The 23,734-nt window shown below is 55.8% G+C and carries 20 protein-coding genes; 8 read left to right on the top strand and 12 right to left on the bottom strand.

Annotated features, from left to right (window positions below):
• Positions 1-6 precede the first annotated feature (6 nt).
• A complete protein-coding gene (locus ACIQZK_RS01640; protein WP_397574616.1) occupies positions 7-3,210 on the top strand; it encodes a TonB-dependent receptor domain-containing protein in 3,204 nt (1,067 codons plus the stop codon).
• A gap of 90 nt (positions 3,211-3,300) precedes the next feature.
• Here ACIQZK_RS01640 and alr read toward each other — a convergent pair whose 3' ends face one another.
• Together alr and ACIQZK_RS01630 are read right to left on the bottom strand one after the other, a co-directional pair.
• Complete coding sequence (gene alr / locus ACIQZK_RS01635) at positions 3,301-4,344, bottom strand: alanine racemase (RefSeq protein WP_397574615.1); 1,044 nt, start codon at positions 4,342-4,344, stop codon at positions 3,301-3,303.
• A gap of 31 nt (positions 4,345-4,375) precedes the next feature.
• Positions 4,376-5,962: an MFS transporter gene (locus ACIQZK_RS01630; RefSeq protein ID WP_397574614.1), complete on the bottom strand. Its 1,587-nt coding sequence runs from the start codon at positions 5,960-5,962 to the stop codon at positions 4,376-4,378.
• A 111-nt stretch (positions 5,963-6,073) separates the two neighbouring features.
• Between ACIQZK_RS01630 and ACIQZK_RS01625 the strand changes: the two genes are divergently transcribed.
• Positions 6,074-6,841: a cyclase family protein gene (locus ACIQZK_RS01625; RefSeq protein WP_397574613.1), complete on the top strand. Its 768-nt coding sequence runs from the start codon at positions 6,074-6,076 to the stop codon at positions 6,839-6,841.
• Between the two features lie 15 nt (positions 6,842-6,856).
• Here ACIQZK_RS01625 and ACIQZK_RS01620 read toward each other — a convergent pair whose 3' ends face one another.
• From ACIQZK_RS01620 to ACIQZK_RS01600, 5 genes are all read right to left on the bottom strand, one after another.
• The gene (locus ACIQZK_RS01620) at positions 6,857-8,878 is read right to left on the bottom strand and encodes a biotin carboxylase N-terminal domain-containing protein (protein WP_397574612.1); all 2,022 of its coding nucleotides are present in this window, start codon (positions 8,876-8,878) and stop codon (positions 6,857-6,859) included.
• Between the two features lies 1 nt (position 8,879).
• On the bottom strand, positions 8,880-9,674 hold the full coding sequence (locus tag ACIQZK_RS01615; RefSeq protein WP_397574611.1) for an HNH endonuclease: 795 nt from the start codon (positions 9,672-9,674) through the stop codon (positions 8,880-8,882).
• A complete protein-coding gene (gene bioB / locus ACIQZK_RS01610; protein WP_397574610.1) occupies positions 9,671-10,678 on the bottom strand; it encodes a biotin synthase BioB in 1,008 nt (335 codons plus the stop codon). The genes ACIQZK_RS01615 and bioB overlap by 4 nt, the downstream gene beginning before the upstream one ends.
• Positions 10,675-12,870, bottom strand: coding sequence for a methylmalonyl-CoA mutase (scpA, locus tag ACIQZK_RS01605; RefSeq protein ID WP_397574679.1), 2,196 nt, complete (start codon positions 12,868-12,870; stop codon positions 10,675-10,677). The genes bioB and scpA overlap by 4 nt, the downstream gene beginning before the upstream one ends.
• A 110-nt stretch (positions 12,871-12,980) precedes the next feature.
• Positions 12,981-13,739 carry an enoyl-CoA hydratase-related protein gene (locus tag ACIQZK_RS01600; RefSeq protein WP_397574678.1) on the bottom strand — a complete coding sequence of 253 codons (759 nt, stop codon included), beginning with the start codon at positions 13,737-13,739 and terminating at the stop codon, positions 12,981-12,983.
• Between ACIQZK_RS01600 and ACIQZK_RS01595 the strand changes: the two genes are divergently transcribed.
• Positions 13,718-13,768, top strand: coding sequence for a hypothetical protein (locus tag ACIQZK_RS01595; RefSeq protein ID WP_397574677.1), 51 nt, complete (start codon positions 13,718-13,720; stop codon positions 13,766-13,768). The genes ACIQZK_RS01600 and ACIQZK_RS01595 overlap by 22 nt on opposite strands.
• A gap of 131 nt (positions 13,769-13,899) precedes the next feature.
• On the opposite strand, the gene mce is transcribed toward ACIQZK_RS01595, so the two are convergent.
• Genes mce through ACIQZK_RS01580 form a run of 3 tightly spaced genes read right to left on the bottom strand, consistent with a single transcriptional unit; the run spans position 13,900 to position 16,356 of the window.
• Complete coding sequence (gene mce, locus ACIQZK_RS01590) at positions 13,900-14,340, bottom strand: methylmalonyl-CoA epimerase (protein ID WP_397574609.1); 441 nt, start codon at positions 14,338-14,340, stop codon at positions 13,900-13,902.
• On the bottom strand, positions 14,337-14,795 hold the full coding sequence (locus ACIQZK_RS01585; RefSeq protein WP_397574608.1) for a hypothetical protein: 459 nt from the start codon (positions 14,793-14,795) through the stop codon (positions 14,337-14,339). Before ACIQZK_RS01585 ends, mce begins: the two co-directional genes overlap by 4 nt.
• Before the next feature lie 34 nt (positions 14,796-14,829).
• On the bottom strand, positions 14,830-16,356 hold the full coding sequence (locus ACIQZK_RS01580; protein WP_397574607.1) for an acyl-CoA carboxylase subunit beta: 1,527 nt from the start codon (positions 16,354-16,356) through the stop codon (positions 14,830-14,832).
• Between the two features lie 144 nt (positions 16,357-16,500).
• On the opposite strand from ACIQZK_RS01580, the gene ACIQZK_RS01575 reads away from it, so the two are divergent.
• A complete protein-coding gene (locus ACIQZK_RS01575; protein WP_397574606.1) occupies positions 16,501-17,442 on the top strand; it encodes a rhodanese-related sulfurtransferase in 942 nt (313 codons plus the stop codon).
• Complete coding sequence (locus tag ACIQZK_RS01570; protein ID WP_397574605.1) at positions 17,435-18,064, top strand: glutathione S-transferase; 630 nt, start codon at positions 17,435-17,437, stop codon at positions 18,062-18,064. The genes ACIQZK_RS01575 and ACIQZK_RS01570 overlap by 8 nt, the downstream gene beginning before the upstream one ends.
• A 60-nt stretch (positions 18,065-18,124) precedes the next feature.
• Here ACIQZK_RS01570 and gorA read toward each other — a convergent pair whose 3' ends face one another.
• Positions 18,125-19,471 (bottom strand): glutathione-disulfide reductase, encoded by a 1,347-nt coding sequence (gene gorA / locus ACIQZK_RS01565; RefSeq protein ID WP_397574604.1) that lies wholly within the window; start codon positions 19,469-19,471, stop codon positions 18,125-18,127.
• Between the two features lie 84 nt (positions 19,472-19,555).
• Positions 19,556-21,058: a glucose-6-phosphate isomerase gene (gene pgi / locus ACIQZK_RS01560; RefSeq protein ID WP_397574676.1), complete on the bottom strand. Its 1,503-nt coding sequence runs from the start codon at positions 21,056-21,058 to the stop codon at positions 19,556-19,558.
• A 120-nt stretch (positions 21,059-21,178) separates the two neighbouring features.
• Between pgi and lepB the strand changes: the two genes are divergently transcribed.
• From lepB to era, 3 genes are read left to right on the top strand one after another with little or no spacing between them, the layout of a single operon-like run.
• Positions 21,179-22,069, top strand: coding sequence for a signal peptidase I (lepB, locus tag ACIQZK_RS01555; RefSeq protein ID WP_397574603.1), 891 nt, complete (start codon positions 21,179-21,181; stop codon positions 22,067-22,069).
• Entirely contained in the window at positions 22,066-22,734 is a 669-nt protein-coding gene (rnc, locus tag ACIQZK_RS01550; RefSeq protein ID WP_397574602.1) for a ribonuclease III, read from the top strand. The genes lepB and rnc overlap by 4 nt, the downstream gene beginning before the upstream one ends.
• Positions 22,731-23,624 (top strand): GTPase Era, encoded by an 894-nt coding sequence (gene era / locus ACIQZK_RS01545; RefSeq protein ID WP_397574601.1) that lies wholly within the window; start codon positions 22,731-22,733, stop codon positions 23,622-23,624. The genes rnc and era overlap by 4 nt, the downstream gene beginning before the upstream one ends.
• The last annotated feature ends 110 nt before the right edge of the window (positions 23,625-23,734 follow it).

Genomic DNA, 23,734 nt, shown 5'->3' with positions numbered 1-23,734 from the left:
TTTTTAATGAAGAAGTCACGTTTATTGGTCGCAGGTTCCGCTATCAGCCTCGCGCTGTTTAGCGCCATTCCATCTTTTGCCCAGGATGCGCAAGCTGATGAGGCCAACGCGCAGGTAGAAGAAGCCGAGGAAGAAGTCGAAGAGGAAGGCGTTGGCCAACCGATTTTGGTGACCGGCTCGCGCATTGCGCGTCCAACGGTTCAATCTGCGGTTCCATTGACATCGGTTACGGTTGAAGACCTTACCGGTACCGGCGAGCTCTCGCTCGGTGACGCATTGAACGATCTTCCTTCGCTCCGTTCGACATTCAGCTCGGGTAACTCGAGCCGCTTCATCGGAACCGCGGGCCTCAGCCTTCTCGACCTTCGTGGCCTTGGCACCGACCGTACGCTGGTTCTGGTCAACGGCCGTCGTCACGTTACATCGACGCCAGGCGACAACGGTTTTGACGTCAACACCGTCCCAACCGATTTGGTTGAGCGTATCGACATTGTTACTGGCGGTAACTCGGCTATTTACGGTTCGGATGCTGTTGCTGGCGTTGTCAACTTCATCATGAAGCGCGACTATGACGGCGTTGCTGTCCGCGCACAGGGCGGCCTTTCGTCGCGCGGTGACCGTGGAACATATTTCGTAAGCGCACTTGCTGGTCAAAACTTCGCAGATGGCCGCGGTAACGTCGCTATTTCGGCAGAATATACCCGCCAGCAGCCATTGTACTTCAACCAGCGCGACGGCTTGAGCGGCGCGGCCAGCGGCCGTTGCCAGTTCCAGCTTACGGACCTTCAAGGCACAGCTGGCGGTGAAGTTGGCTTCAGCGCAACTGACGGTATCCCAGATAACACGTTCCTTTGTGGTATCCGCAACGGTACGATCTCTGACGCGGGTACTGTCGGCGGCCTTTCCGGCGGTCGCTTCTTGCGCTTTGACGATTTCGGCAATCTTTTTGTCGATACGCCAACCCAAAACTTTGCAGGCGTAGGCTCAGGCAACACCCAGGGTGGCTTTGGTTCGACGCTGCGGAACACCGGTAGCCTTTTGGCCGAAGTTGACCGTTATGCGACAAACATCTTGGCGCATTATGACGTATCTGACGCGTTCAAGCCATTCATCGAAGCCAAATATGTCCGTACCGATGTATCGGGCGAAGGACAGCCTAGCTTCTTCTCCGGCGTGCCGCAGACCCTCGGTGGTCCAGCATTCCGTTGCAACAACGGCTTCCTGACGGCGCAGAACCTGACTGTACTTCAACAGAATGGCCTCTGCTCGAACGTGGCAACCGGTACATTCGGTCTGAACCGCTTCAACATCGACCTCGGTGGTCGTCGCTTTGAAGGTACACGCGAGACCTATCGTGCAGTTGGTGGCGTTGAAGGAACGTTCAACGAAGATTGGAACTACGAACTCGCAGTGAACTACGGCCGCTTTAAGGCTGTTGGCTTCAACACGAATAACCTTGTGATTTTTACGCAGGATGGTTCGGGATATGACGGCTTTAACCTTGCGGCTGACGCGGTTGTTGCGCCATCAACCTTTACCGGTACCAACTTCGTAACCAATTCTGCAGGTCAAAAGGTTATCTGCCGCGTCAACGCGGTATCGAACGTAAACACAGCCTGTATCCCGGTTAACGTATTTGGTCAGAACGTTGCTGATCCGCGTGCACTCGACTTCATCAACACCGAAGGGCGCACGGACGAGTTCGCAAGCCAGTTCGTTGCATCGGCATTTGTCGGTGGTGACCTTTCGCAATTGTTCGAACTGCCCGGTGGCCCAGTCGCATTCGCATTTGGTGCTGAATACCGTCAGGAAAAAGCAAGCATCGATTATGATGAACTGACATCAAGCGGCGCAACCTTCCTCAACGCATTGCAGGACTTCCGTCCACCAGCATTTGCCGTCAGGGAAGCTTACGGCGAAGTCCAGGTTCCATTGTTGAAAGATGTGCCTTTTGCCAGGGAACTGTCGGTAAACTTCGCTGGTCGCGTATCCGACTATAACACCTCGACGGGTACGGTTTATGCGTACAACGTTCAGGGTGTATATGCTCCGATCGAAGATGTCCGTTTCCGTGCTGCATATGCAACGTCGGTTCGTGCACCAACGCAGGGCGACCTGTTCTCGACAGCTTCTGAGAACTTTGCGTTCATCGGTGACCCATGCGATCTGGTTTCACCAGGAAGCACAACGGCCGCTAACTGCTTGGCCGCTGGCGTTCCAGCCACTGCCAACGCAGCATTGGTCGCAGCTTGTGCAACCACCGCATTTCCAGTTGCCTTGGGCGCACCATTTATCAATTGTACGGCGCGTACGGCTTCGACCGGCTTCCTTTCGGGTGGTAACCCCACTTTGATCGAAGAAAAGGGCAAGAGCTTGACGCTTGGTGTTGTTGTTGAGCCAAGCTTCATTCCTGGCCTCAGCCTGACGGTCGACTATTACAAGATCAAGGTTGAAGACCTGATTGCCGCATTGAGCGCGCAAACCATCATCAACCTGTGCTACACCAACGCTTCGGGCATCAACAATCCGTTCTGCGCCACTGTGCAGCGTGATCCTTCGTCCGGTCTTTTCGTCGAGCCTGCGGTGATTTCGGGCGGCGTTAACTTCGCTGCGCAACGTACCAAGGGTATCGACTTCGACCTCGCTTACCGTAAGACCTTTGACAATGGTGATCGTTTTTCGGCGCGTTTGATCGCAACCAAGGTTCTTCAGCTGAATAACTTCACTGATCCAACAAACCCTGCAAACCCAAATCGTCAGTTGAGCGAATTGGGCGATCCTGAATTGTCCGCCAGCTTCTCAATGAGTTACGACTTCGGTGATTTCGACATTCTGTACGCTGCACGTTATATCGGCAAGCAGACGATCGGCACCTATGAGGCGCAGCACAGCTACATGGGCCAATGCCCATTGACAGGTACGTTCCGTGGTCAAACCGGCATCAACGGCGGCACTTGCGATCCAGTGCTGGGTAACATTGTGCGGGTTGCTCCAGCTAACGCTGACCAGTTCCCGCAGATTTACTATCCAGACGTTCTGTATCACGACATCCGTGTCGGCTTTGACATCGGCAACGACTTCCGTTTCTACGCCGGCGTCAACAACTTGCTCGATAAGCAGCCACCACTTGGTTTGCTTGGTACAGCCGGTGGCGATCCGTTCGACAGCTTCGGCCGTAACTTCTTCTTCGGAATCAATGCTGATTTCTAAGTCGAAATATCTTCGAGACAAAAAGAAGGGCGCCCATGTGGCGCCCTTTTTTATTGGGTCATGCCCAATGCGCTAAAACGGGCGAGCGAACTACCGCCAAATACGTTCGAAGCGCGTCCCCAAATTGGTGAGCAATTCATATTGCGAAAGTCCCGTCAGCGCTGACGCTGTGGGCAGGTCATACTCCACTTCCACCCAATCGCCTTCGCGAAGCTCAGGCGCGGAACTGATGTCGAGTGTCACGAGGTCCATCGATACGCGCCCCAAAACCGGCAATGTGGCCGAGCCATAATGGGCTGTTCCCTTGCTAGAGAAGGCGCGCAGATAACCATCCGCATATCCGATAGAAATCGTCCCGATTGTCGTATCGTTCCCACAAATGTGCGTCGCGTTATAGCCAATAGGCGCGCCTGCAGGCTGCGTCCTTACCTGAAGCAGGCGTGCGGAAAGGCGCGCGACGGGTTTGATAAACGCCTCCATCTCGGGCCGCGCAATGCCGCCATAAAGGCTGAGCCCGGGACGCGTCAGATCATAATGATAATCCGCGCCGAGCATGATGCCCGCACTGTTGGCAAGGCTCAACCGTTTTGCGCCCGAAGCCGCCGCTTGTTCATGGAATGCGCGCTGCTGCGCCTCGTTCTGAGCGCTATCCTCATCCGCCGATGCCAAATGGGACAGCAATAAATCGATATCCATGCTTCCCAGGTCGCATTGAGATATTTGCTCTGGCCCGATGCCAAGCCGATTGATGCCGCTATCAAACATGACGTGGCACCGCCCGCCTCCCGATGATTGCCACATTGCCACCTGATCTGGTGTGTTCAGCACGGGCACGGCGCCTAAAGCGCGTATGTGGGGAATATCGGCGGCCTGAATGCCATTTAAGACCGAAATCCAAGCCGGCGGGATGATATCCGCGATCGCAGCGGCTTCCCCCCAATGGGCAACGAAAAAGTCGCGGCACCCGGCATCGCGTAACCGCGCCGCCACTTCGCGCGCGCCAAGACCATAGCCATTGGCCTTTACTGCAGCGCCAGCCTGCGCCGATCCGCTGCGTGCGTTGAGCGCTTTCCAATTCGACGCGAGGGCTTCGCCATCAAGGATCAAACGCAGCGGGGGTTCAAAATCGGTCATCGGCGGCCTTTTGCCCCTACCCCATTGCGTGTCAATCCAGCTTGGTCTTTCCAGATGTTTCCGGCAGCCAAATCAACGCAACGACAAAGGCCAATGCTGTGACGCCAACCGTATACCAAAGTCCGGAGAAAGGCTGTCCTGTCTGCGCGACAATATATTGCGAGATATACGGCAGAAAGCCGCCGAAATAGCCTGCGCCAATATGATAGGGTATAGACATGGAGGTGTAGCGAATTTTCGCGGGAAACATCTCGACCAAAATGGCCGCTACCTGTCCATATGTCATACCCGACAACGCGACCATCAGGAACACCGCCAGAATGATTTTCCATGGCTGCCGCTGGGCAGGATCAGATTTATCGGGATAGCCCGCCTTTTCCAAGGCGGCGACATAGGCTTTTTCGTCAAAGCCCTGAAGCTGCGATTCCCCGACCGTCAACGCCAGTGTTTCGGACGGCTGCTTGCTGTACGCAATCCCGCGCTTGGTTAGGAAATTCAGCGCCTGCGCACATTCGGTCTCATGCGTGCGGTTGAGCACGTTGAAATCACATTCCGGCAGGGAAAGCGTGACGGGGTTGCTGACCGTCGCGCGCGCAAGTGCGGGATTGGCGGCATCCGCCATCATCCAGAAAATGGGAAACACGCCGATGATGGAAAGGCCATAGCCCAACAAAAGCATCCGCTTGCGACCCCATTTGTCGGAAAGCCAACCGCATGCAACATAAGTTGGCGCAGCGAGCGCGGCACCGACGGCCATATACAGCAAGGCATCGGTCTCCGGCACACGCGCGGTACCTGTCAGAAAATAGAGCGTTCCAAACTGCGATGTATAATAGATCACCGTCAGACCCGCGGCGACGCCAAATAGCGCAACGAACAGGCGGCCGATATTGCCGGGATATTTAAAGCTTTCAACGAAAGGATTTTTGGACGTCGTTCCCGCGGCCTTCATGGCCTTGAAAACGGGGCTTTCCGACAATTTTAGTCGCATGAACAGCGATATGGCGAGCAACAAGATCGACGTCAAAAACGGCACGCGCCAACCCCAAGCTTCAAACGCTTCGTTACTCATCGACTGACGTGTGATCAGCACAACGACGACTGCCAACAGAAACCCTCCTGCCACCGATGCTTGGATCCAACTGGTATATTGGCCGCGTTTTCCATCAGGCGCATGCTCGGCGACATATATAGCCGCGCCGCCATATTCACCGCCCAATGCCAGCCCCTGAAGACAGCGCATCAACAACAACAGCCCTGCGGCCCACACGCCTGCGGTCTCAAATGTCGGTAACAAACCAATCGCGGCGGTTGCGACACCCATCAATGTGATGGTCACGAGGAACGTATATTTCCGCCCAATCTTGTCACCAAAATAGCCAAATAATATTGCCCCAAGCGGCCGAACGCCAAAGCCGGCACCGAATATAGCCAGTGAAGCCAGCGTTGCCGCCGTGGGGTTATCTGCAGGGAAGAACAGCTTACCGATCAGTGCCGCAAGGATGCCGTAGACAAAGAAGTCATACCATTCGAACACGGTGCCAAGCGATGACGCCGTTATGACCAGACGGTCGCGTTTCGGATCAAGTGTGATTTCGTTCTCGGCAGCAGCGGCCATGATGTTCCCCTAAAAACTCTCTTCCTTGTCTTAATCGCTATGTCGTCCCTTTCAAGCGGCTTGTTGCGCTTATCCACAAGGGCGATTATCGATTTGGGAGAGGAGAAGAGCATGACGCAATTTATTGATCTGTCGATCCCGATTACCAACGACGTCATTTCCGATCCGCCCGTCATGCGGCCGCAGATTTCCTATATGACGCACGAAAACACGTGGGAACAGATTGCGATGTTTTTCCCAGGGCTCACGAAGGATGATCTTCCCGATGGCGAGGGTTGGGCCGTCGAAAGCCTCACGCTGTCCACCCACAATGGAACGCATATGGACGCACCGTGGCACTTCCATTCGACAACCGACGCCGGTGCACGCCCTGCCCCATCGATTGATGAAGCGCCGTTGGATCTGTTTTTTGCACCGGGCGTGAAGTTGGATTTTTCCCATTTGCCCGCTGGCCATGTTGTCAGTGCTGCGGAAGTCGAGGCGGAACTCAAACGCATCGGCTATACGCTGCAACCACGCGACATTGTTCTGGTGCAGTCTGGTGCGGTTTACGGAACGGATAACTTCACCGACCAAGGCGTTGGTATGGGCGCGGAAGCAACGCTTTATTTGACCTCGCAAGGTGTCGAGGTCGTCGGCACCGACGCATGGAGCTGGGATGCGCCGTTCAGCCACACCGCAAAGCGTTGGGCCGAAAAGCGCGACCCGTCGATCATTTGGGAAGGGCATAAGGCCGGGCGTATCCAGCCTTATTACCAGATTGAAAAGCTTACCAATTTGGAAGCGCTGCCAGCATTTGGTTTTACGCTGTCATGCTTCCCCGTAAAGATTGAGCGTGCGAGTGCGGGATGGATACGGGCGGTGGCGATTTTGGATTAAGCCACCGCGCGCATATTATTCCATTTCCAGGATGACGGCATCCACAGCAAGGCTGTCACCTGCCTTGGCGTTGACGATCTTCACCGTTCCGGATTTCTCGGCGCGCAGGATATTCTCCATCTTCATGGCTTCCACCACGGCGAGCGGTTGCCCGGCTTCCACGGCATCGCCCACATTGACGTGCAATGTCGTCAACAGCCCGGGCATCGGGCAAATGAGGAACCTGGAGAGATCGGGCGCGATCTTTTCGATCATATGATCGGCCAAATGCGCGATATGCCCCGGCAGGACACGTGCGACATGTGTTGCGCCGCGCGTGGTTAGCTTAAAGCCGGTCCGCATCTTCGAAATTTTGACCGCCAGCTCTTCATCACCGACTTCAGCCTCAATCAAACGATCACCCGGATCATATTCCATCGAAAGATCGAAATGTTCTCCGTCGACGTGCATGTCGCCATCGATCATTTCGATGTCATGGACAGCGTCACCGATCTTCACTTGCCAGCGCGCAGGCGGCTCAAGCGTATCGCCCAATTGGCCATCAACATGACGTGCGCGGTCGGCTTCCGCCGTCGCAACGAACCCTGCGATAGCGGCGAGTGATTTGACCAGCTCGGGCGTTGATGCTGCGCCATGGAAACCGTCCGGATACTCCTCGGCGATGAAGCCAGTGGTCAATTCGCCGGAACGGAAACGCGGATGCTGCATGATGGCGCTGACGAAATCGATATTGTGGCCAAGGCCTTCGATTTCAAAGCGGTCCAGCGCGGCGATCTGCAAGTCTGCTGCCTCGTCGCGGGATTTACCCCATGTGATCAGCTTGGCGATCATCGGGTCGTAGAACATTGAAACTTCGCCGCCATCATAGACGCCGTCGTCAACGCGAACGCCTTCGACACCGCGACGGCCATTAGCGTCTTCGTCCTCGGTCCAGCCTGCGACTGGTGGGCGATAGCGCGTGAGGCGGCCTGTTGAGGGCAAGAAACCGCGATAGGGATCTTCGGCATAGACGCGGTTTTCGATGGACCAACCGTCGATTTTGATGTCGTCCTGCGTCATGGCAAGCTTCTCGCCAGCGGCAACGCGGATCATCTGTTCGACCAAATCGATGCCGGTGATGCATTCGGTCACCGGATGCTCAACCTGCAAACGGGTGTTCATTTCGAGGAAGTAAAAGCTCTCGCCGCTCGGGTCCGCGCCCGATACGATCAACTCAACCGTACCCGCCGAATAATAGCCCACCGCGCGCGACAATGCGACGCATTGCTCACCCATCGCCTTGCGCATCTTGGGTGTGACGAAGGGCGAAGGTGCCTCTTCCACGACCTTCTGGTGCCGCCGCTGGATCGAACATTCGCGTTCGTTGAGGTATAAAATATTGCCGTGCTGATCGCCCAGTATCTGGATTTCGATATGGCGCGGGTTGAGGATGAATTTTTCGATGAAAACGCGGTCGTCGCCGAAGGAATTCAGCCCTTCGCGCTTGGTCGCTTCAAAGCCTTCGCGTACGTCCTGCTCATTATAAGCAAGCCGCATCCCCTTGCCACCGCCGCCGGCGCTGGCTTTCATCATCACCGGATAGCCGATTTCTTCCGAAATCCGCACGGCGTGCTCTGTATCGTCAATCTCGCCAACAAAGCCGGGAACGACATTCACGCCCGCTTTCATCGCCAGTTTCTTGGACTCAATCTTGTCGCCCATCGCCGCAATTGCATTCACTGGCGGTCCGATGAACGCGATGTTTTCCTTGGCCAAAGCCTCGGCAAAGCTGGTGCGTTCGGACAGGAAGCCATAGCCGGGGTGGACGGCCTCAGCGCCGGTTTGCTTGCACGCGGCAATGATCTTGTCGGCAATCAAATAAGACTGCGCGGCAGGCGAAGGCCCGATATGCACCGCCTCGTCGGCCATCTGCACAAATGGCGCTCGCGCATCAGCATCCGAATAGACCGCGACAGTTGCGATCCCCATCCGGCGTGCGGTCTTGATGATACGGCAAGCGATTTCGCCACGGTTGGCGATCAGGATTTTCTTGAACATATTAGTTGCCTCTCAACTTGGCGAGTATCGTTTTGAACTTTGCTTCGAGCTCTTGCGAACCTTCGCCAAAATGCGCTTCGCGGTGGTGGTTGGGACACAATGCAATGACGTTTTCAAGGGTATCCGGTCCCTGTTTTGCTAAGCTGATGATGTGATGGGCTTCAAGATAATATGCACCACCGTATTTCTTAAAGCCGAGACTTCCACAATATTCACATTTGCCTTTGGCTCGCTTGATGACCTTATCCCGCACCTTGCTATCGCGAACGAAAAAAGTGCCAGAAAATGCCCATCGGTCTGGTGTAGCGTTGCCGGGCGGATCTCCGTCGAGGTCGTCTATTGCCGACAGACCCATCGTTTGGGCTAGAGATTCCGTGCGCCTAATGGAATTTGAGGCGACCTTGCCTTGAAATCGTCCTGTGATTCCGGTGGGTGTGTGTCGCAGGTGGACGACCAACAGCTCATTCTCGACGTATGATTCCCGGCTTCTTGGACTAGTGAGCGGGTAACGCGGCGTGCAGCGAATGCCCAAAGTTTGATAGCCATTATCCATAGCTTCCAGCAAAATCTGCCTCATCTCTTCGAGATTTCTTGTCTTTCTTCGATCTGGGTTAGAAAGGCGTGCATTATCAACTTCGTCGTTCCAAAACTCATATTCATTTTTGTCATGGTCTATTTCGTCATCCCAAACCGTAAAGATGGCTTGTTGCTTTTCACGATTGATCGCGCACCAAGAATAAGCACTTCTGAGCGGAAGCCCTAAATCGGCGCAAAACCTACCGAAAGCCAAGCTCACTCCGCCGCCTCCAGTGCCTTGCACGCCCGCAGCGGCTCCTCGGCCTCCATTGGCACAAGCCCCAGCTTGGCCAGCATTGCGGCGTCCTTGTCGTCGCCCGCGTTGGCCGCGGTCAGCAATTTGTCGCCGGTGAAGATGCTGTTCGCACCCGCCATGAAGCACAAAGCCTGTGTCGCCTCGGACATGGACTCACGCCCCGCGCTTAACCGCACCATGCTCATAGGCATAGTGATGCGGGCAACCGCGATCGTGCGGACGAATTCGATGTCGTCGATCTTCGCCAGCGGCGTGTCGGCAAGCATATCGCCCAGCACGGTGCCCTTGACTGGCACCAGTGCATTGACGGGCACACTTTCGGGGTGGGCCGGCAGGGTCGCAAGTGTGTGGATGAAGCCGACGCGGTCGGTGCGGGTCTCGCCCAAACCGACAATGCCGCCACTGCACACATTGATGCCCGCACGGCGGACCTCGGCCAGCGTGTCGAGCCGGTCGTCCATCGTCCGCGTGGTGATGATCTCATTATACCGCTCGGGGCTGGTGTCGATATTATGGTTATAATAATCGAGCCCCGCCTCGGCCAGCATATCGGCCTGCTTGGGCGTTAGCATGCCAAGCGTCATGCAGGTTTCCATGCCCATGGCGCGCACGCCCTGAACAATCTGGACAATTGCGGGCATGTCCCGATCTTTGGGATTGCGCCACGCAGCGCCCATGCAGAAGCGACGCGAACCGGCGTCTGCTGCCTCTGCTGCCTTTTGCAGCACGGCCTGCACGTCCATCAACTTGGTTGCCTCAACGCCGCTGTCTGCTTTTACGGATTGTGAGCAATAGCCGCAGTCTTCCGGGCAACCGCCGGTCTTGATCGATAGCAATGTGCAAAGCTGGATCTGTCCCGCCGCATGATGCGCGCGGTGGACGGTTTGCGCCTGATAGACCAACTCGTCGAACGGCAGGTCAAACAGTGCCGCGATTTCTGCGCGGGTCCAATCGGTGCGGACGGTCACGTGGATTCTCCCAAAGGCGGCATGTTGTGGCCGAGCAAAGTCAAAACATCGGCTGCGCACTCAACAACATTGCTGCCTGGGCCATAAATACCCTGAACGCCGGCTTCACGCAGATAATCATAATCCTGCGGCGGAATGACGCCACCGGCAATGACCTTGATATCGCCGCGCCCTGCTTCACGCAGACCCTTTATCAGCTCTGGGATCAGCGTTTTGTGACCCGCGGCGAGGCTTGAGGCCCCCACGGCATCCACATCATGCTGAAGCGCCAACACAACGGTTTCTTCGGGTGTCTGGAACAACGGCCCGCTGATAACGTCAAAGCCCATGTCAGAAAATGCAGAGGCAATGACGTTTGCTCCGCGGTCGTGGCCGTCCTGGCCCATTTTGGCGACGAGCAATTTCGGTTTGCGGCCCAAGCGGCGGCCAACCGATGCGACGCCGTCGAGCACTTGTGCCCAGCGTTTGTCGAATTCATGCGCGCTGCCATAAATACCCTGCACAGGCACAGGCGTGGTCGCATAGCGGCCAAACACAGCCTCCATTGCGTCGGATATCTCGCCCAAAGTCGCGCGTGCGCGGGCGGCGTCTACTGCAAGCGCGAGGAGGTTTGTGTTCCCCTGCGCAGGCAGGGGTCCAGTCCCGGACGTTGCGTTGTGCGGCGCTGGACCCCGGCCTTCGCCGGGGAACACACGCGCGCCTTCGGTCAGCGCATTCAACGCGGCCTGACACGCTGCTTCATCACGCGACGCGCGCGTGGCGGCAAGCCGTGCAATCTGGCCCTGACGGACAAAGTCGTTATCGACCTCCAGCGTATCGAGCTGGTCTTCTGTTTCCAGCCGATATTTGTTGACGCCGACGATGACGTCCTCGCCCTTGTCCACTCGTGCCTGACGCGCGGCGGCGGCTTCTTCGATCAAACGTTTGGGCATGCCCGATGCGACAGCCTTGGTCATGCCGCCAAGTTCGTCGATTTCACCGATGATCTTCCACGCCTGATCAACCAGCTCTGCGGTCAGGGCCTCGACATAATAGCTGCCACCCAAAGGATCGACGACCTTGGTGATGCCGGTTTCTTCGGTCAGGATGATCTGTGTGTTGCGGGCGATGCGGGCAGAGAATTCCGTCGGCAACGCAATGGCTTCGTCCAACGCATTGGTGTGCAGGCTCTGCGTCCCGCCAAAGGTCGCCGCCATCGCTTCCACGGTGGTGCGGATGACGTTGTTGTAAGGATCCTGCTCTTGCAAGCTGACGCCCGATGTCTGGCAATGTGTGCGCAGCATTTTGGAGCGTTCATCCTTTGCGCCGAGCTCATCCATGACGCGGTGCCACAAAGTCCGCGCGGCGCGCAGCTTTGACACTTCCATGAAGAAGTTCATGCCGATGCCAAAGAAGAAGGACAACCGGCCGGCGAACGCATCGATATCCAAGCCGGAAGCCATCGCGCGCTGCACATATTCCTTGCCGTCGGCGATGGTGAAGGCAAGCTCCTGCACTGCGGTCGCGCCGGCTTCATGCATGTGATAGCCGGAGATCGAAATGCTGTTGAACTTGGGCATATTGGCGCTGGTGTACGCGATAATGTCCGAAACGATCCGCATCGATGGTTCGGGCGGGTAAATATAGGTGTTGCGGACCATGAACTCTTTAAGGATGTCGTTCTGGATGGTGCCGTCGAGTTGCGCCTGCGATACGCCCTGCTCTTCACCAGCGACGATGAAGAACGCAAGGATCGGAATGACTGCGCCGTTCATCGTCATCGACACCGACATTTGGTCTAACGGAATGCCGTCGAACAGGATCTTCATGTCCTCAACGCTATCGATAGCAACGCCCGCCTTACCGACATCGCCGACTACGCGCGGATGGTCGCTGTCATAGCCGCGATGGGTGGCGAGATCGAACGCAACCGAAAGACCCTTTTGCCCGGCGGCAAGGTTGCGGCGATAAAAGGCGTTGGATTCCTCGGCGGTCGAAAAACCCGCATATTGACGGATGGTCCATGGACGACCTGCATACATCGACGCACGCACACCGCGTGTGAACGGCGCAAATCCGGGAAGCCCGGGGTCACCAGCGTCCTCACTGGTATAAAGCGGCTTGACGGCAATGCCCTCGGGCGTGTGCCAGGTCAGGTCTTTGCCCTTAACCTCTTTGTCAGCCGCTTTTTTCCACTCGTCGATATTCGCCATTACAAACTCACATTTGAATCCCGTCATGCTGAACTTGTTTCAGCATCTTACTTTCACCGTTGCCAATTAAGAACCAGAAACAAGTTCAGGGTGACGGCCTTGGTAGACAGTTACTGTCCCTTAAACTCGGCCTTACGTTTCTGCAAAAAGGCAATCGCACCTTCGCGGGCATCGTTGCTGTCACCCGCAATCTTTTGACCTTCGGCCTCACGCAGCAAGGCGGTTGCATAATCCGCATCCAACGCCGCAGCGATATTCTGACGCATGATGCCAATGGCGACGGTCGGCCCGTTGGCCAACCGTGTTGCCAAAGCCATCGCTTCAGTCATCAGTTCGGCATCATCGACAGACTTGTAGATCAGGCCCCAATCTGCAGCTTTATCCGCAGGGATTTTTTCGCCAAGCAACATCATTTCGGTCGCGCGTGCCTTACCGACAAGGCGCGAAAGCATCCAGCTTGCGCCGCCGTCGGGCACCAAACCAATGTTGACAAAGGCCTGGAGGAAGTAAGCGGATTTGCCGGCAATCGCAAAATCGCTGGCGAGCGCAAGGCTGCAGCCAACGCCGGCTGCAGGACCGTTGACAGCTGTGATGATTGGCACGTCAAGTTTGGCCAGCTTGAGCATCAACGGGTTGTAGCTTTTGGTCAGCGCCGAATAAGCCCCCTGCCCGCCGCTCACCGATGCACCTGCGCCGCGTGCAGACAAGTCAGCGCCCGAGCAAAAGGCGCGGCCTTCGCCGGTAATCAGGACAACGCGCGCGCCATTCAATTGGTCAAGCGCAGCGCTAATGTCGTCCGCCATCTGCGGCGCCATGGCGTTCAGGCGCTCAGGGCGGTTGAGGGTTATTGTTGCGACATTGTCCGAAATGTCGAGGCGGATGGTTTCATAGGTCATAGTTCAAGCTCCCTTCATTCTATTCACCGTCATGCTGAACTCGTTTCAGCATCCATTTTGCCTCCCAAAAACCCACGCTCTGGGATTATAAATGGACCCTGAAACACGTTCAGGGTGACGATGTGGTGGTTGGTCAATGTGCCTGCGAAGGCACCTCCATAATTTCAGTCAGCACACCCTGCATGTCCTTCGGGTGCACAAAGAAAATCAGCGTCCCGTGCGCACCAATCCTTGGTTCGCCCAGCACGCGCTTGCCCATAGCCTCAAACTCCGCCTTGGCAGCGTGAATGTCGGGTACTTCGTAACACACATGATGCTGCCCGCCCGCAGGGTTCTTTTCCAGAAACGCGGCGATGGAGGTATTGCCCGGCAGCGGCTCAATCAGCTCGATCTGCGTTCCGTTCAACGCGCCATCGGCCCCGGGCGTGTCGACAAAGCAAACCTTCACCCCCTGATCCGGCAAGTCGAACGGATCATGGATCTTCGTCGCGCCCATCACGTCGCGGTAAAAGACGATGCTGTCCGCAATGGAAGGCGTGGCGACGCCGATATGGTTGAGACGGCCTAGTTTCATAATTCTTCATCAAATTTCTGTGTTGTGGCAACTGCCTCTTCGACATTCGTTATGGGCAGAAGTTTTTTAGCGAAATGGAGTTCAATTAAAGCGTTGTCTAACTCTGTCTCTAGCATTTGTACGCGTTTTTTTGCTGTGACAATTTCAGCCTCTTTTAATGCCACTCGCCTTTCAGCCTTCTCGACCTTCCTTACAATAACCTGATTCTTCGAAAGCGGTTCTGTTTTTTGTTTGGCTTGTTGTGGTTTGATTACACGTTTCGAAGTTTCTTTTGCCTTCCGGCGGTGATTCTTCTTCGGCCGCTCGGCTAACGCCCGGGCGCTTTCGCGGGGAGCCTTATCTGTTAAATGGTAATCTATATTTATTTTATTTTTCAATTTTCCACGAGCTATACCGATAAATGACCCGTGCAACCCGATTGCGGTCGAACCGCCGAAATGATCTCCTTTTGCCATTTCAATCTCCAACAAAGATCAAATAAATCATTTACTACAACGGAATATTGTCATGCTTTTTCCAAGGGTTTTCCAACCCCTTGTTCCGCAATTTTCTCAGGCCCAAGGCAATCCGTTTCCGGGTAGAATGCGGGTAGATGACCTCGTCGATAAAGCCCTTGCTCGCCGCCACAAAGGGGTTAGCAAAGCGGTCTTCATATTCCGCGGTCTTCACCGCCTGCTCTTCAGTGGATAGCCCGCGGAAGATGATTTCAACCGCGCCCTTTGCGCCCATCACCGCGATTTCAGCGGTCGGCCATGCGTAGTTAAGGTCACCGCGCAAATGCTTGGACGCCATCACGTCATAGGCGCCGCCATAGGCCTTGCGCGTGATGATGGTGATTTTGGGCACGGTTGCCTCGGCATAGGCAAAGAGCAATTTCGCGCCATGCTTGATGATACCGCCATATTCCTGCGCGGTCCCTGGCAAGAAACCAGGAACGTCGACGAAGGTGACGATCGGAATATCGAATGCGTCGCAGAAGCGGACAAAGCGCGCGGCTTTTTTGGAGCTGTTGATGTCGAGCACACCCGCCAGCACCATGGGCTGATTGGCGACGATGCCCACTGTCCGGCCCTCAATGCGGCCAAATCCGATGATAACATTGGCCGCATGTGTTGGCTGAACCTCAAAAAAGTCGCCCTCGTCAACCGTTTTGCGGATCAGCTCATGCATATCATAAGGCTGGTTCGCGCTTGGCGGGATTAACGTGTCGAGGCTTGGTTCAATCCGGTCCCACGCGTCTTCGGTTGGCCGTTCCGGAACGCCGGTGCGGTTATTCTCTGGCAAATAGTCGAAGAAATCACGGACCGACAGCAGCGCCTCAATATCATTTTCGAAAGCATTGTCGGCGACACCCGACTTGGTCGTATGCGAAACCGCGCCGCCAAGCTCTTCCTGCGTGACGACTTCATTGGTCACCGTCTTGACCACATCAGGACCAGTGACGAACATATAGCTGCTGTCCTTCACCATGAAGATGAAGTCCGTAATCGCTGGCGAATATACCGCACCACCCGCGCATGGGCCCATGATGAGGCTGATTTGCGGAACCACCCCGCTTGCAAGTGTATTGCGTTGAAACACCTCGGCATAGCCGCCAAGCGATGCGACGCCTTCCTGAATACGCGCGCCGCCGCTGTCGTTTAGGCCAATGACGGGCGCGCCGACCTTCATCGCATTGTCCAAGACCTTGCAGATTTTCATCGCATGCGCCTCGGATAGCGACCCGCCGAATACCGTGAAATCTTGACTGTAGACATAGACCAAGCGGCCGTTGATAGTGCCGCTGCCGGTGACAACGCCGTCGCCGGGGATCTTCTGTTCGGCCATGCCAAAGTCGGTGCAATTATGCGTCACATAGGCGTCGAGCTCTTCGAAGCTGCCTTCATCCAGCAGAATATCAAGCCGTTCGCGCGCCGTCAGGCGGCCCTTGGCATGTTGCGCGTCAATACGCTTTTGTCCGCCACCCAATTTGGACGCTGCGCGCCGCAATTCCAGTTCAGCAATATTGGCCGACATGGTTTTCCCCATAAGCAATTTTGTTGCGTGAAGCTTTGGCATCGTGGCGATGCAATTGCAAATTAATCGTGCGATTAAATTTACGATTATCGGGGTAATATTCAAAGCTGCCAAAAGCGAAAAAGGACGCTATAGGGCCACTCCATGGAACAAGTTCATCCCATCAAAGTCGCTGCACTCTATCGCTTCGTTTCGTTCGATACGCCTGCAGCGCTTCAGCCGCTAATCCACGATCAGTGCACTGCAGGCGGCATCAAAGGCACCATTTTACTAGCGCATGAAGGAATCAACGGCACCGTCGCCGGAGAGCCCGCTGCTATCGACGCCCTCATTTCGTTTCTGCGCGCCATTCCGGGCTGCGCCGAACTCGACGTCAAATATTCGCATGCCAATCAAATGCCATTCTATCGGATGAAAGTGCGGTTGAAGAAGGAAATTGTTACGCTGGGCGTTGACGGTATCGACCCGAAACGTGAAGTCGGCACCTATGTGCAGCCAGAGGATTGGAATGCATTGATCTCCGATCCGGACACCGTCCTCATCGATACCCGCAATGATTATGAGGTTGCGATTGGCACCTTTGAAGGCGCAGTCGATCCGCGGACCAAATCATTCAGCGAATTTCCGGAATGGTTTCGCGCGCATCGCAATGAACTTGCTGCCGGAAAAACCAAGTTTGCGATGTTCTGCACCGGCGGCATACGTTGCGAAAAATCGACCGCCTTCCTGAAATCGGAGGGGATAGACGATGTCTACCACCTCGAAGGCGGCATATTGCGCTATCTTGAGAATATTCCAGAAGCAGAGAGCAAATGGCAGGGCGAATGCTTCGTCTTCGACGAGCGCGTGTCCGTGAAGCATGGGCTTGAGCTTGGCGAAATGGAATTGTGCCATGCCTGCCGCAGACCGATTTCGCAAGAGGACAAGGCGTCAGCACATTTCATCGAAGGCGTCGCCTGCCCGGCTTGCTATGCCGAACGCACCGACGAAGACCGCGCGCGTTTCGCCGAGCGGCAGAAACAGATCGCGCTCGCCAAAAAACGCGGCAAACAGCATATCGGCGTCAATCCTCGACTTGATGACTGACCGCCCGATCCTCTACAGTTTCCGCCGATGCCCTTACGCCATGCGGGCAAGAATGGCGATTGCGGTGAGTAAGGTTCAGGTCGAACTACGCGAAGTGGTGCTTCGGGACAAGCCGCCTGAAATGGTCGCGGTGTCGCCAAAGGGCACAGTTCCGGTGTTAGTTGTGGGCGACGGTCATGTTGTCGACGAGAGCCTGGACATCATGCGCTGGGCATTGGCGCAAAATGATCCTGAGAATTGGCTGGCCCATGAGGATGCGGGCATGATCGCCGCCAATGATGGCCCGTTCAAACACGCGCTCGACCGCTACAAATATCCGCATCGTTATGGTCTGGCAGACGGTTTGGAACATCGTGAGGCCGCACGGGAGCATTTGTCGGGCATGAACGAGATATTGGCGACGCAACCCTATTTAGGTGGCGCCCAGCCGGCATTTACCGACATCGCGTTGTTTCCTTTTGTCCGGCAGTTTGCTGCAACGGACCCGATATGGTTCGACGCATTGCCACTGTCCGCGCTTCAGGCTTGGCTGAACGGACTGCTTGCGTCGGACCTGTTTGGCCATATCATGACCCGCTACCCCAAATGGACATCGGGCGACGAAATCATTCACTTTCCATAAACCGCAGTGATAGCTGATAAACGCCCTTCGACAGGCTCAGGGCTTCGGTGAAGTTTTCCGTTATTTCATCAACACCAGTTCTTCGGACATGCTTGGATGCAGCGCGACGGTATCGTCGAAATCCTGCTTCGTCAGCCCTGCTTTGACCGCAATGGCCGCTGCTTGAAGGATCTCGCCACTGTCTGGACCAATCAAGTGCAACCCGACCACGCGCTCGTTTGCGCCCGCGACCACCATTTTATACAAAGCGCGTTCGTTGCGGTCGGCCAACACATTCTTCATCGCGCGGAAATCGCTTTTGTATATTTTGACGTCAGGATGCGCCGCGCGGGCTTCGGTCTCGGTCATCCCGACGCTGGCAATTGGCGGATTACTGAACACCGCAGTCGGTATGCAGTCATAATTCACCGTGCGCGGATTGTTGCCAAAGACGCTGTCGGCAAAAGCATGGCCTTCGCGGATCGCAATGGGTGTGAGCTGCACGCGATTGGTGACATCGCCCACCGCATAAATGCTGGGCACGTTGGTCCGATTGTCGTCGCCAACCTGAACCGAGCCGTCCTTACCAAGCGCGATGCCAACCTCTTCAAGGCCAAGGCCTTTGCTGTGCGGCGTCCGACCAATGGCCCATAGCAGAAGATCGGTTTCAATCGTCTCGCCTTGGTTGGTTTCGATCACCAAGCTGCCATCATCCTGCTTGGTGATGGATTTGAAGCTACAGTTGAAGCGAATATCGATGCCCTTATGGCCGCTAATGTCCACAAGGCGGTCAACAATTTCGTCATCATAACTGCGCAGAATGCGGTCGCCATGGGTCACAAGGCTGACTTTGACGCCAAGTTCGTTGAAGATACCGGCAAACTCATTCGCGATATAGCCGCCGCCTGCGATCACCGCCCGTTTAGGCAGCTCGGGCAAGCTAAACACTTCATTTGACGTGATACCATGCCCGGCGCCCGGTATTTCAGGAACCGATGGCCAAGCGCCCGTGGCGATAAGGATATAGGCCACCGAAATCTCGCGTCCGCTTGCCAAACGCACGCTGTTGGGCCCTGTCACGACCGCGCGTTCGCGAAACACCTCCACCTTGTTGTTGCCAAGCGTCTGGCCGTAAAGACCTTCGAGACGGTTCACCTCCGCCGCGACATTGTCGCGCAAAATATTCCAATCGAACGTCGCGCCCGCCATGTTCCATCCGAAACGTTGCGCGTCGTGCAGGTCTTCGGCGAAATGGGATCCGTAGACGAGCAGCTTTTTGGGAACACATCCGCGGATAACGCATGTGCCACCCACGCGATGTTCTTCGGCAACGGCGACACGCGCGCCATGCGACGCCGCTATCCGCGATGCGCGAACCCCGCCCGATCCAGCGCCAATGACAAACAGATCATATTCAAATTCAGCCATGCTATTTTTTCCTTATATCATGGACATATGGTTGCGCCGCAACGCATTTGCCAATGGCATTTTTTCATCTGTCTTATCGAACGGTCAGTTGTCGCCCAATGCCGCCGCAATCAATGCCGTCGTGGATGGATCAAAGCCCGTGGCGCCAGTATCGCCGATGCTTTTTGCGATTTGCTTGCCCAGCTCAACCCCGAATTGGTCAAACGGGTTAATGCCGAGCAACACTGCATTCACAAAAGTCCGGTGTTCGTAAAACGCAATCAATGCGCCCAACGCCGACGGCGTCACATCGTCCATCAATATCGTGGTTGATGGTCGGTTGCCAGCGTAGTTGCGTGCCAGATCATCTGACTTCTGCCCCGCCATCAACGCCGCGCCTTGGGCAAAACAGTTCACCAACAGCGTCTCATGATGCGCGGTATCATAGTCATGTCCGGGCGTTTTGCTCGCAATGAATTCAACGGGAATAAGATGCGTCCCCTGATGCAATAACTGGAATACCGCATGTTGCGCGTCGGTTCCAACCCCGCCCCATGTGACTGGCGCGCTGTTGCGGCCGAGCGGCACACCTTCGGCTGTCACCGATTTGCCGTTTGATTCCATTTCCAACTGCTGAAGATAATCGGGCAGCAATCGCAGACGTTCGTCATAAGCAAAAACCGCGCGGGTCTCGCAAGCCTTTATCTGGGCATAATATAGATCGCAGAACGCAGCCATCGTTGGTGCATTTTCCAACAGGGGCGCATTGCGGAAATGCCGGTCCATCGCCGCGGCACCTTCAAGCAGTTCTTCATACACGGCCCAGCCAAGCCCGAGTGCCACGGGAAAGCCAATCGAGCACCAAAGCGAATAGCGCCCGCCAACCGATTCATTGAACGGCAATATGCGGTTTTCATCCACGCCCCATTCAAGCGCTTTGTCCGGATTGGCCGTAAGCGCCACGATCTGGGCATAAGGATCGGCAACGCCGCCGTCGCGCATCCACTCCATTGCGCTGGTTGCATTCAGCAAGGTTTCCGTCGTGGTGAAGGTTTTGGATGCGACCGCGACGATTGTCTTATGCGGGTCCATGCCTTTCACAGCCTCCGTCAGAGCAGCGCCATCGATATTCGACACAACTTTGACATCGTACCGTGCACCATCGCGGCCGAGCGCATCGACCAGCAATTTCGGCCCAAGCGCAGAGCCGCCAATGCCGATGTGCAAAATATGTTTGATGTCGCCCATGAAGCCAGCGTCGATCGCCTCGACAAGGCCACGCATGCGTTCTTGAAGTGCACGTGCATGGGCAACGGCCTGCACATCGCCATTGCCACGCTCTGCCGTATGCTCGGCAGCACGGCCTTCAGTCACGTTGATTGCTGCGCCCGAAAATAATGCCGATTTGGGGTCGTCCAAATGCATGTCTTCGGCAAGTTTGGCAAATTGAGACAGCATGGCGTCATCAAGATGTGTTTTCGACATGTCAAAGCGCAGTCCCGACTGTTCTATGGTCATTTTGGCAACGCGGTCGGGGTCTGACGCAAACAGCTCAACCAGCGTTTTTTCTTGCTGCTTTTCAAGCTCAGCCCAGCTGTGATCCGTCATCATATACCCTTTATCAATCGCGCGAATGTCGCCTGTGAATCTCGACGCTGGCAAATAGCGCGTCTACGCGATAAAAGGCCAGCCAATCCGTCATAAGACGACATTAATTTGCGAGATTATGTGACCTCACCCACCGACAAGACAGACGACGCGAACGCGGCTGCTCCTTCACAACCGCAACCAGCAACGCCCCCATCCGAATGGCGCGAATTTGGCGGCTTCCTTTTGAAGCTGGCGGTATTCGTGTTCATTCTGCGCAGTTTCATCGTGTCCCCGTTCAATATTCCTTCGGAATCGATGCAGCCCCGCTTGCTCATCGGTGACTATCTGCTGGTGGCAAAATGGCCGTATGGCTATTCCAAATATAGCCTGCCATTTTCCTTGCCCCTTATCCCCGGGCGGATATTCGCCAGCGCGCCAAAGCGCGGCGATGTTGTGGTGTTCAAGGCACCCATGTCGAACGGTACAGATTATATTAAGCGCGTGATCGGCCTTCCCGGTGACGTCATCCAAATGCGCAACGGCATTTTGGAGATTAACGGTGTGGCGGTCAAAAAAGAACGCATTGCCGATCTTGTTATCCCGGTGACCCAAAATATGCGCGATACCGCTGAAATGGACCGCAACCCCTTCCCGTGCTGGCGCCCCGACATGGAAGAGGCCAGCCCGGATGGTGGCACGCAATGCCGGTACCCGCGTTTTCGTGAGACTTTGCCAGAGGGCAAGAGCTACGAAATTCTCGACCTCGCCAACGGATTGGAAGGCGACAACACCGAAGCCTTTGTTGTTGGTGAAAAGGACCTGTTCCTGATGGGCGACAACCGCGACCGCAGCGCGGACAGCCGCTGGACACCCATTGATAAGCCCGGTGCCATCGGCATCGTGCCACAAGAAAATCTCGTCGGGCGCGCGCTGGTGTCGGTATTTTCGACCGATGGGTCGTCACATTGGCTGCTGCCATGGACATGGTTTACCGCGGCACGCCCTGACCGCATTGGACAAGGGTTTTGACCAACAGCGATAAGGATAATTGGCTGAAGGCTTTAATGCCCGAGCCACCGTTGGATCTGGCGCTATATCACCGCGCGTTAACGCATGGCAGCACCGGACAGGCGGATTATCAACGGCTTGAGTTTTTGGGTGACCGGATATTGGGTCTGGTCATCGCGGACATGCTGTACCACCGATATGCCGAGGAGGCAGAAGGTCGCTTGTCGCACCGATTGAACGCCTTGGTATCGGGACTGACATGTGCGGATATCGCGCGTCAGCATGGGGTTCCCGATCATTTGCGGCTTGGCAAACAAGCGCGCGACGACGGGGCGCAGCAAAGCGACAATGTGCTTGGGGACGTTATGGAGGCGCTGATCGGCGCTCTTTATTTGGACCACGGTATCGACGCCGCGCGCACGCTAATCGAACGCCTCTGGGGTCCGTTGATCGAAACTGCCAATGGTGCGCCAAAGCACCCCAAATCCGCGCTTCAGGAATGGTGTGCCGCACATGGCCGCAAGGTTCCGGAATATATAATAACGAAAAAAGAAGGCCCTCCCCACGCTATGACATTTGAAATTACCGTCACCGTAAAAGGTTTTGACCCCGTCACCGCGACGGCGCACAGCAAACAGGCTGCGGAAACTGCGGCCGCGCTCGCATTTTTGGACGTACACGCATGACCAAAAAATGCGGTCATGTCGCCATTATTGGCGCACCGAATGCGGGCAAATCCACGCTGGTCAATGCTTTGGTTGGCCAAAAGGTCGCGATTGTCAGCCCCAAGGCGCAAACGACCCGCACACGTATGCTTGGAGTCGCGCTCGCCGGCGAAACACAGATCATATTGGTCGACACGCCAGGCATATTTGCGGCACAACGCCGCTTTGACCGCGCCATGGTTGCCGCGGCTTGGGATGGTGCGGGCGATGCTGACATGATTGCGCTCATCGTCGACGGCCGCGCCGGTGCTGGTCCAAAGGTGGAAAAGATATTGGAAGGCCTCAAGGGCCGCCCCGAACGCAAGTGGTTGGTGCTGAACAAGGTCGATATTGCCGCCAAGGAAAAGCTGCTGTCGCTGACGACGAAATTGACCGAAAAATGCGATTTCGAACAAATTTACTATATAAGCGCGGCAACGGGTGACGGCCTTGACGAATTTAAGCAGGCGCTTGCGGATGCGATGCCCGAGGGCGAATGGCATTTCCCTGAAGATCAGGTTTCCGACGCCACAGACCGTCTGATCGCGTCTGAAATCACGCGAGAGCAGCTATATCTCCAACTCCATGAAGAGCTGCCTTATGCCAGCGCCGTGGAGACCGAGAAATATAGCGAACGCGAAGATGGTTCGTTGGAAATCCACCAACAAATCCTTGTCGCCAGACCGACCCAGCGCGCAATCGTACTTGGCAAAGGCGGCGCACGGATCAAGGCGATTGGCGAAGCGGCCCGCACCGAATTGGCCAAATTGATGGGCGTGAAGGTCCATCTCTATTTGCATGTGAAGGTGCACGCCAAGTGGGACGAGGATCGCACCTTGTATCGCGATATTGGGCTCGAATGGGTCGAGTAACGAAACTGCCTCCTACATCCAAATAGTGTCGTTCCCGCGCACGCGGGAACCCATGGTCTGACGGTTCAGTTTAAGGCTTACAGCCAAGTCCATGGATTCCCGATCAAGTC

Source organism: Sphingorhabdus sp. (assembly GCF_044338195.1).
Classification (GTDB): Bacteria; Pseudomonadota; Alphaproteobacteria; order Sphingomonadales; family Sphingomonadaceae; genus Sphingorhabdus_B.
The sequence above is the reverse complement of the archived record's forward strand: the minus strand, read 5'-3'. Positions and strand labels throughout refer to the sequence as shown.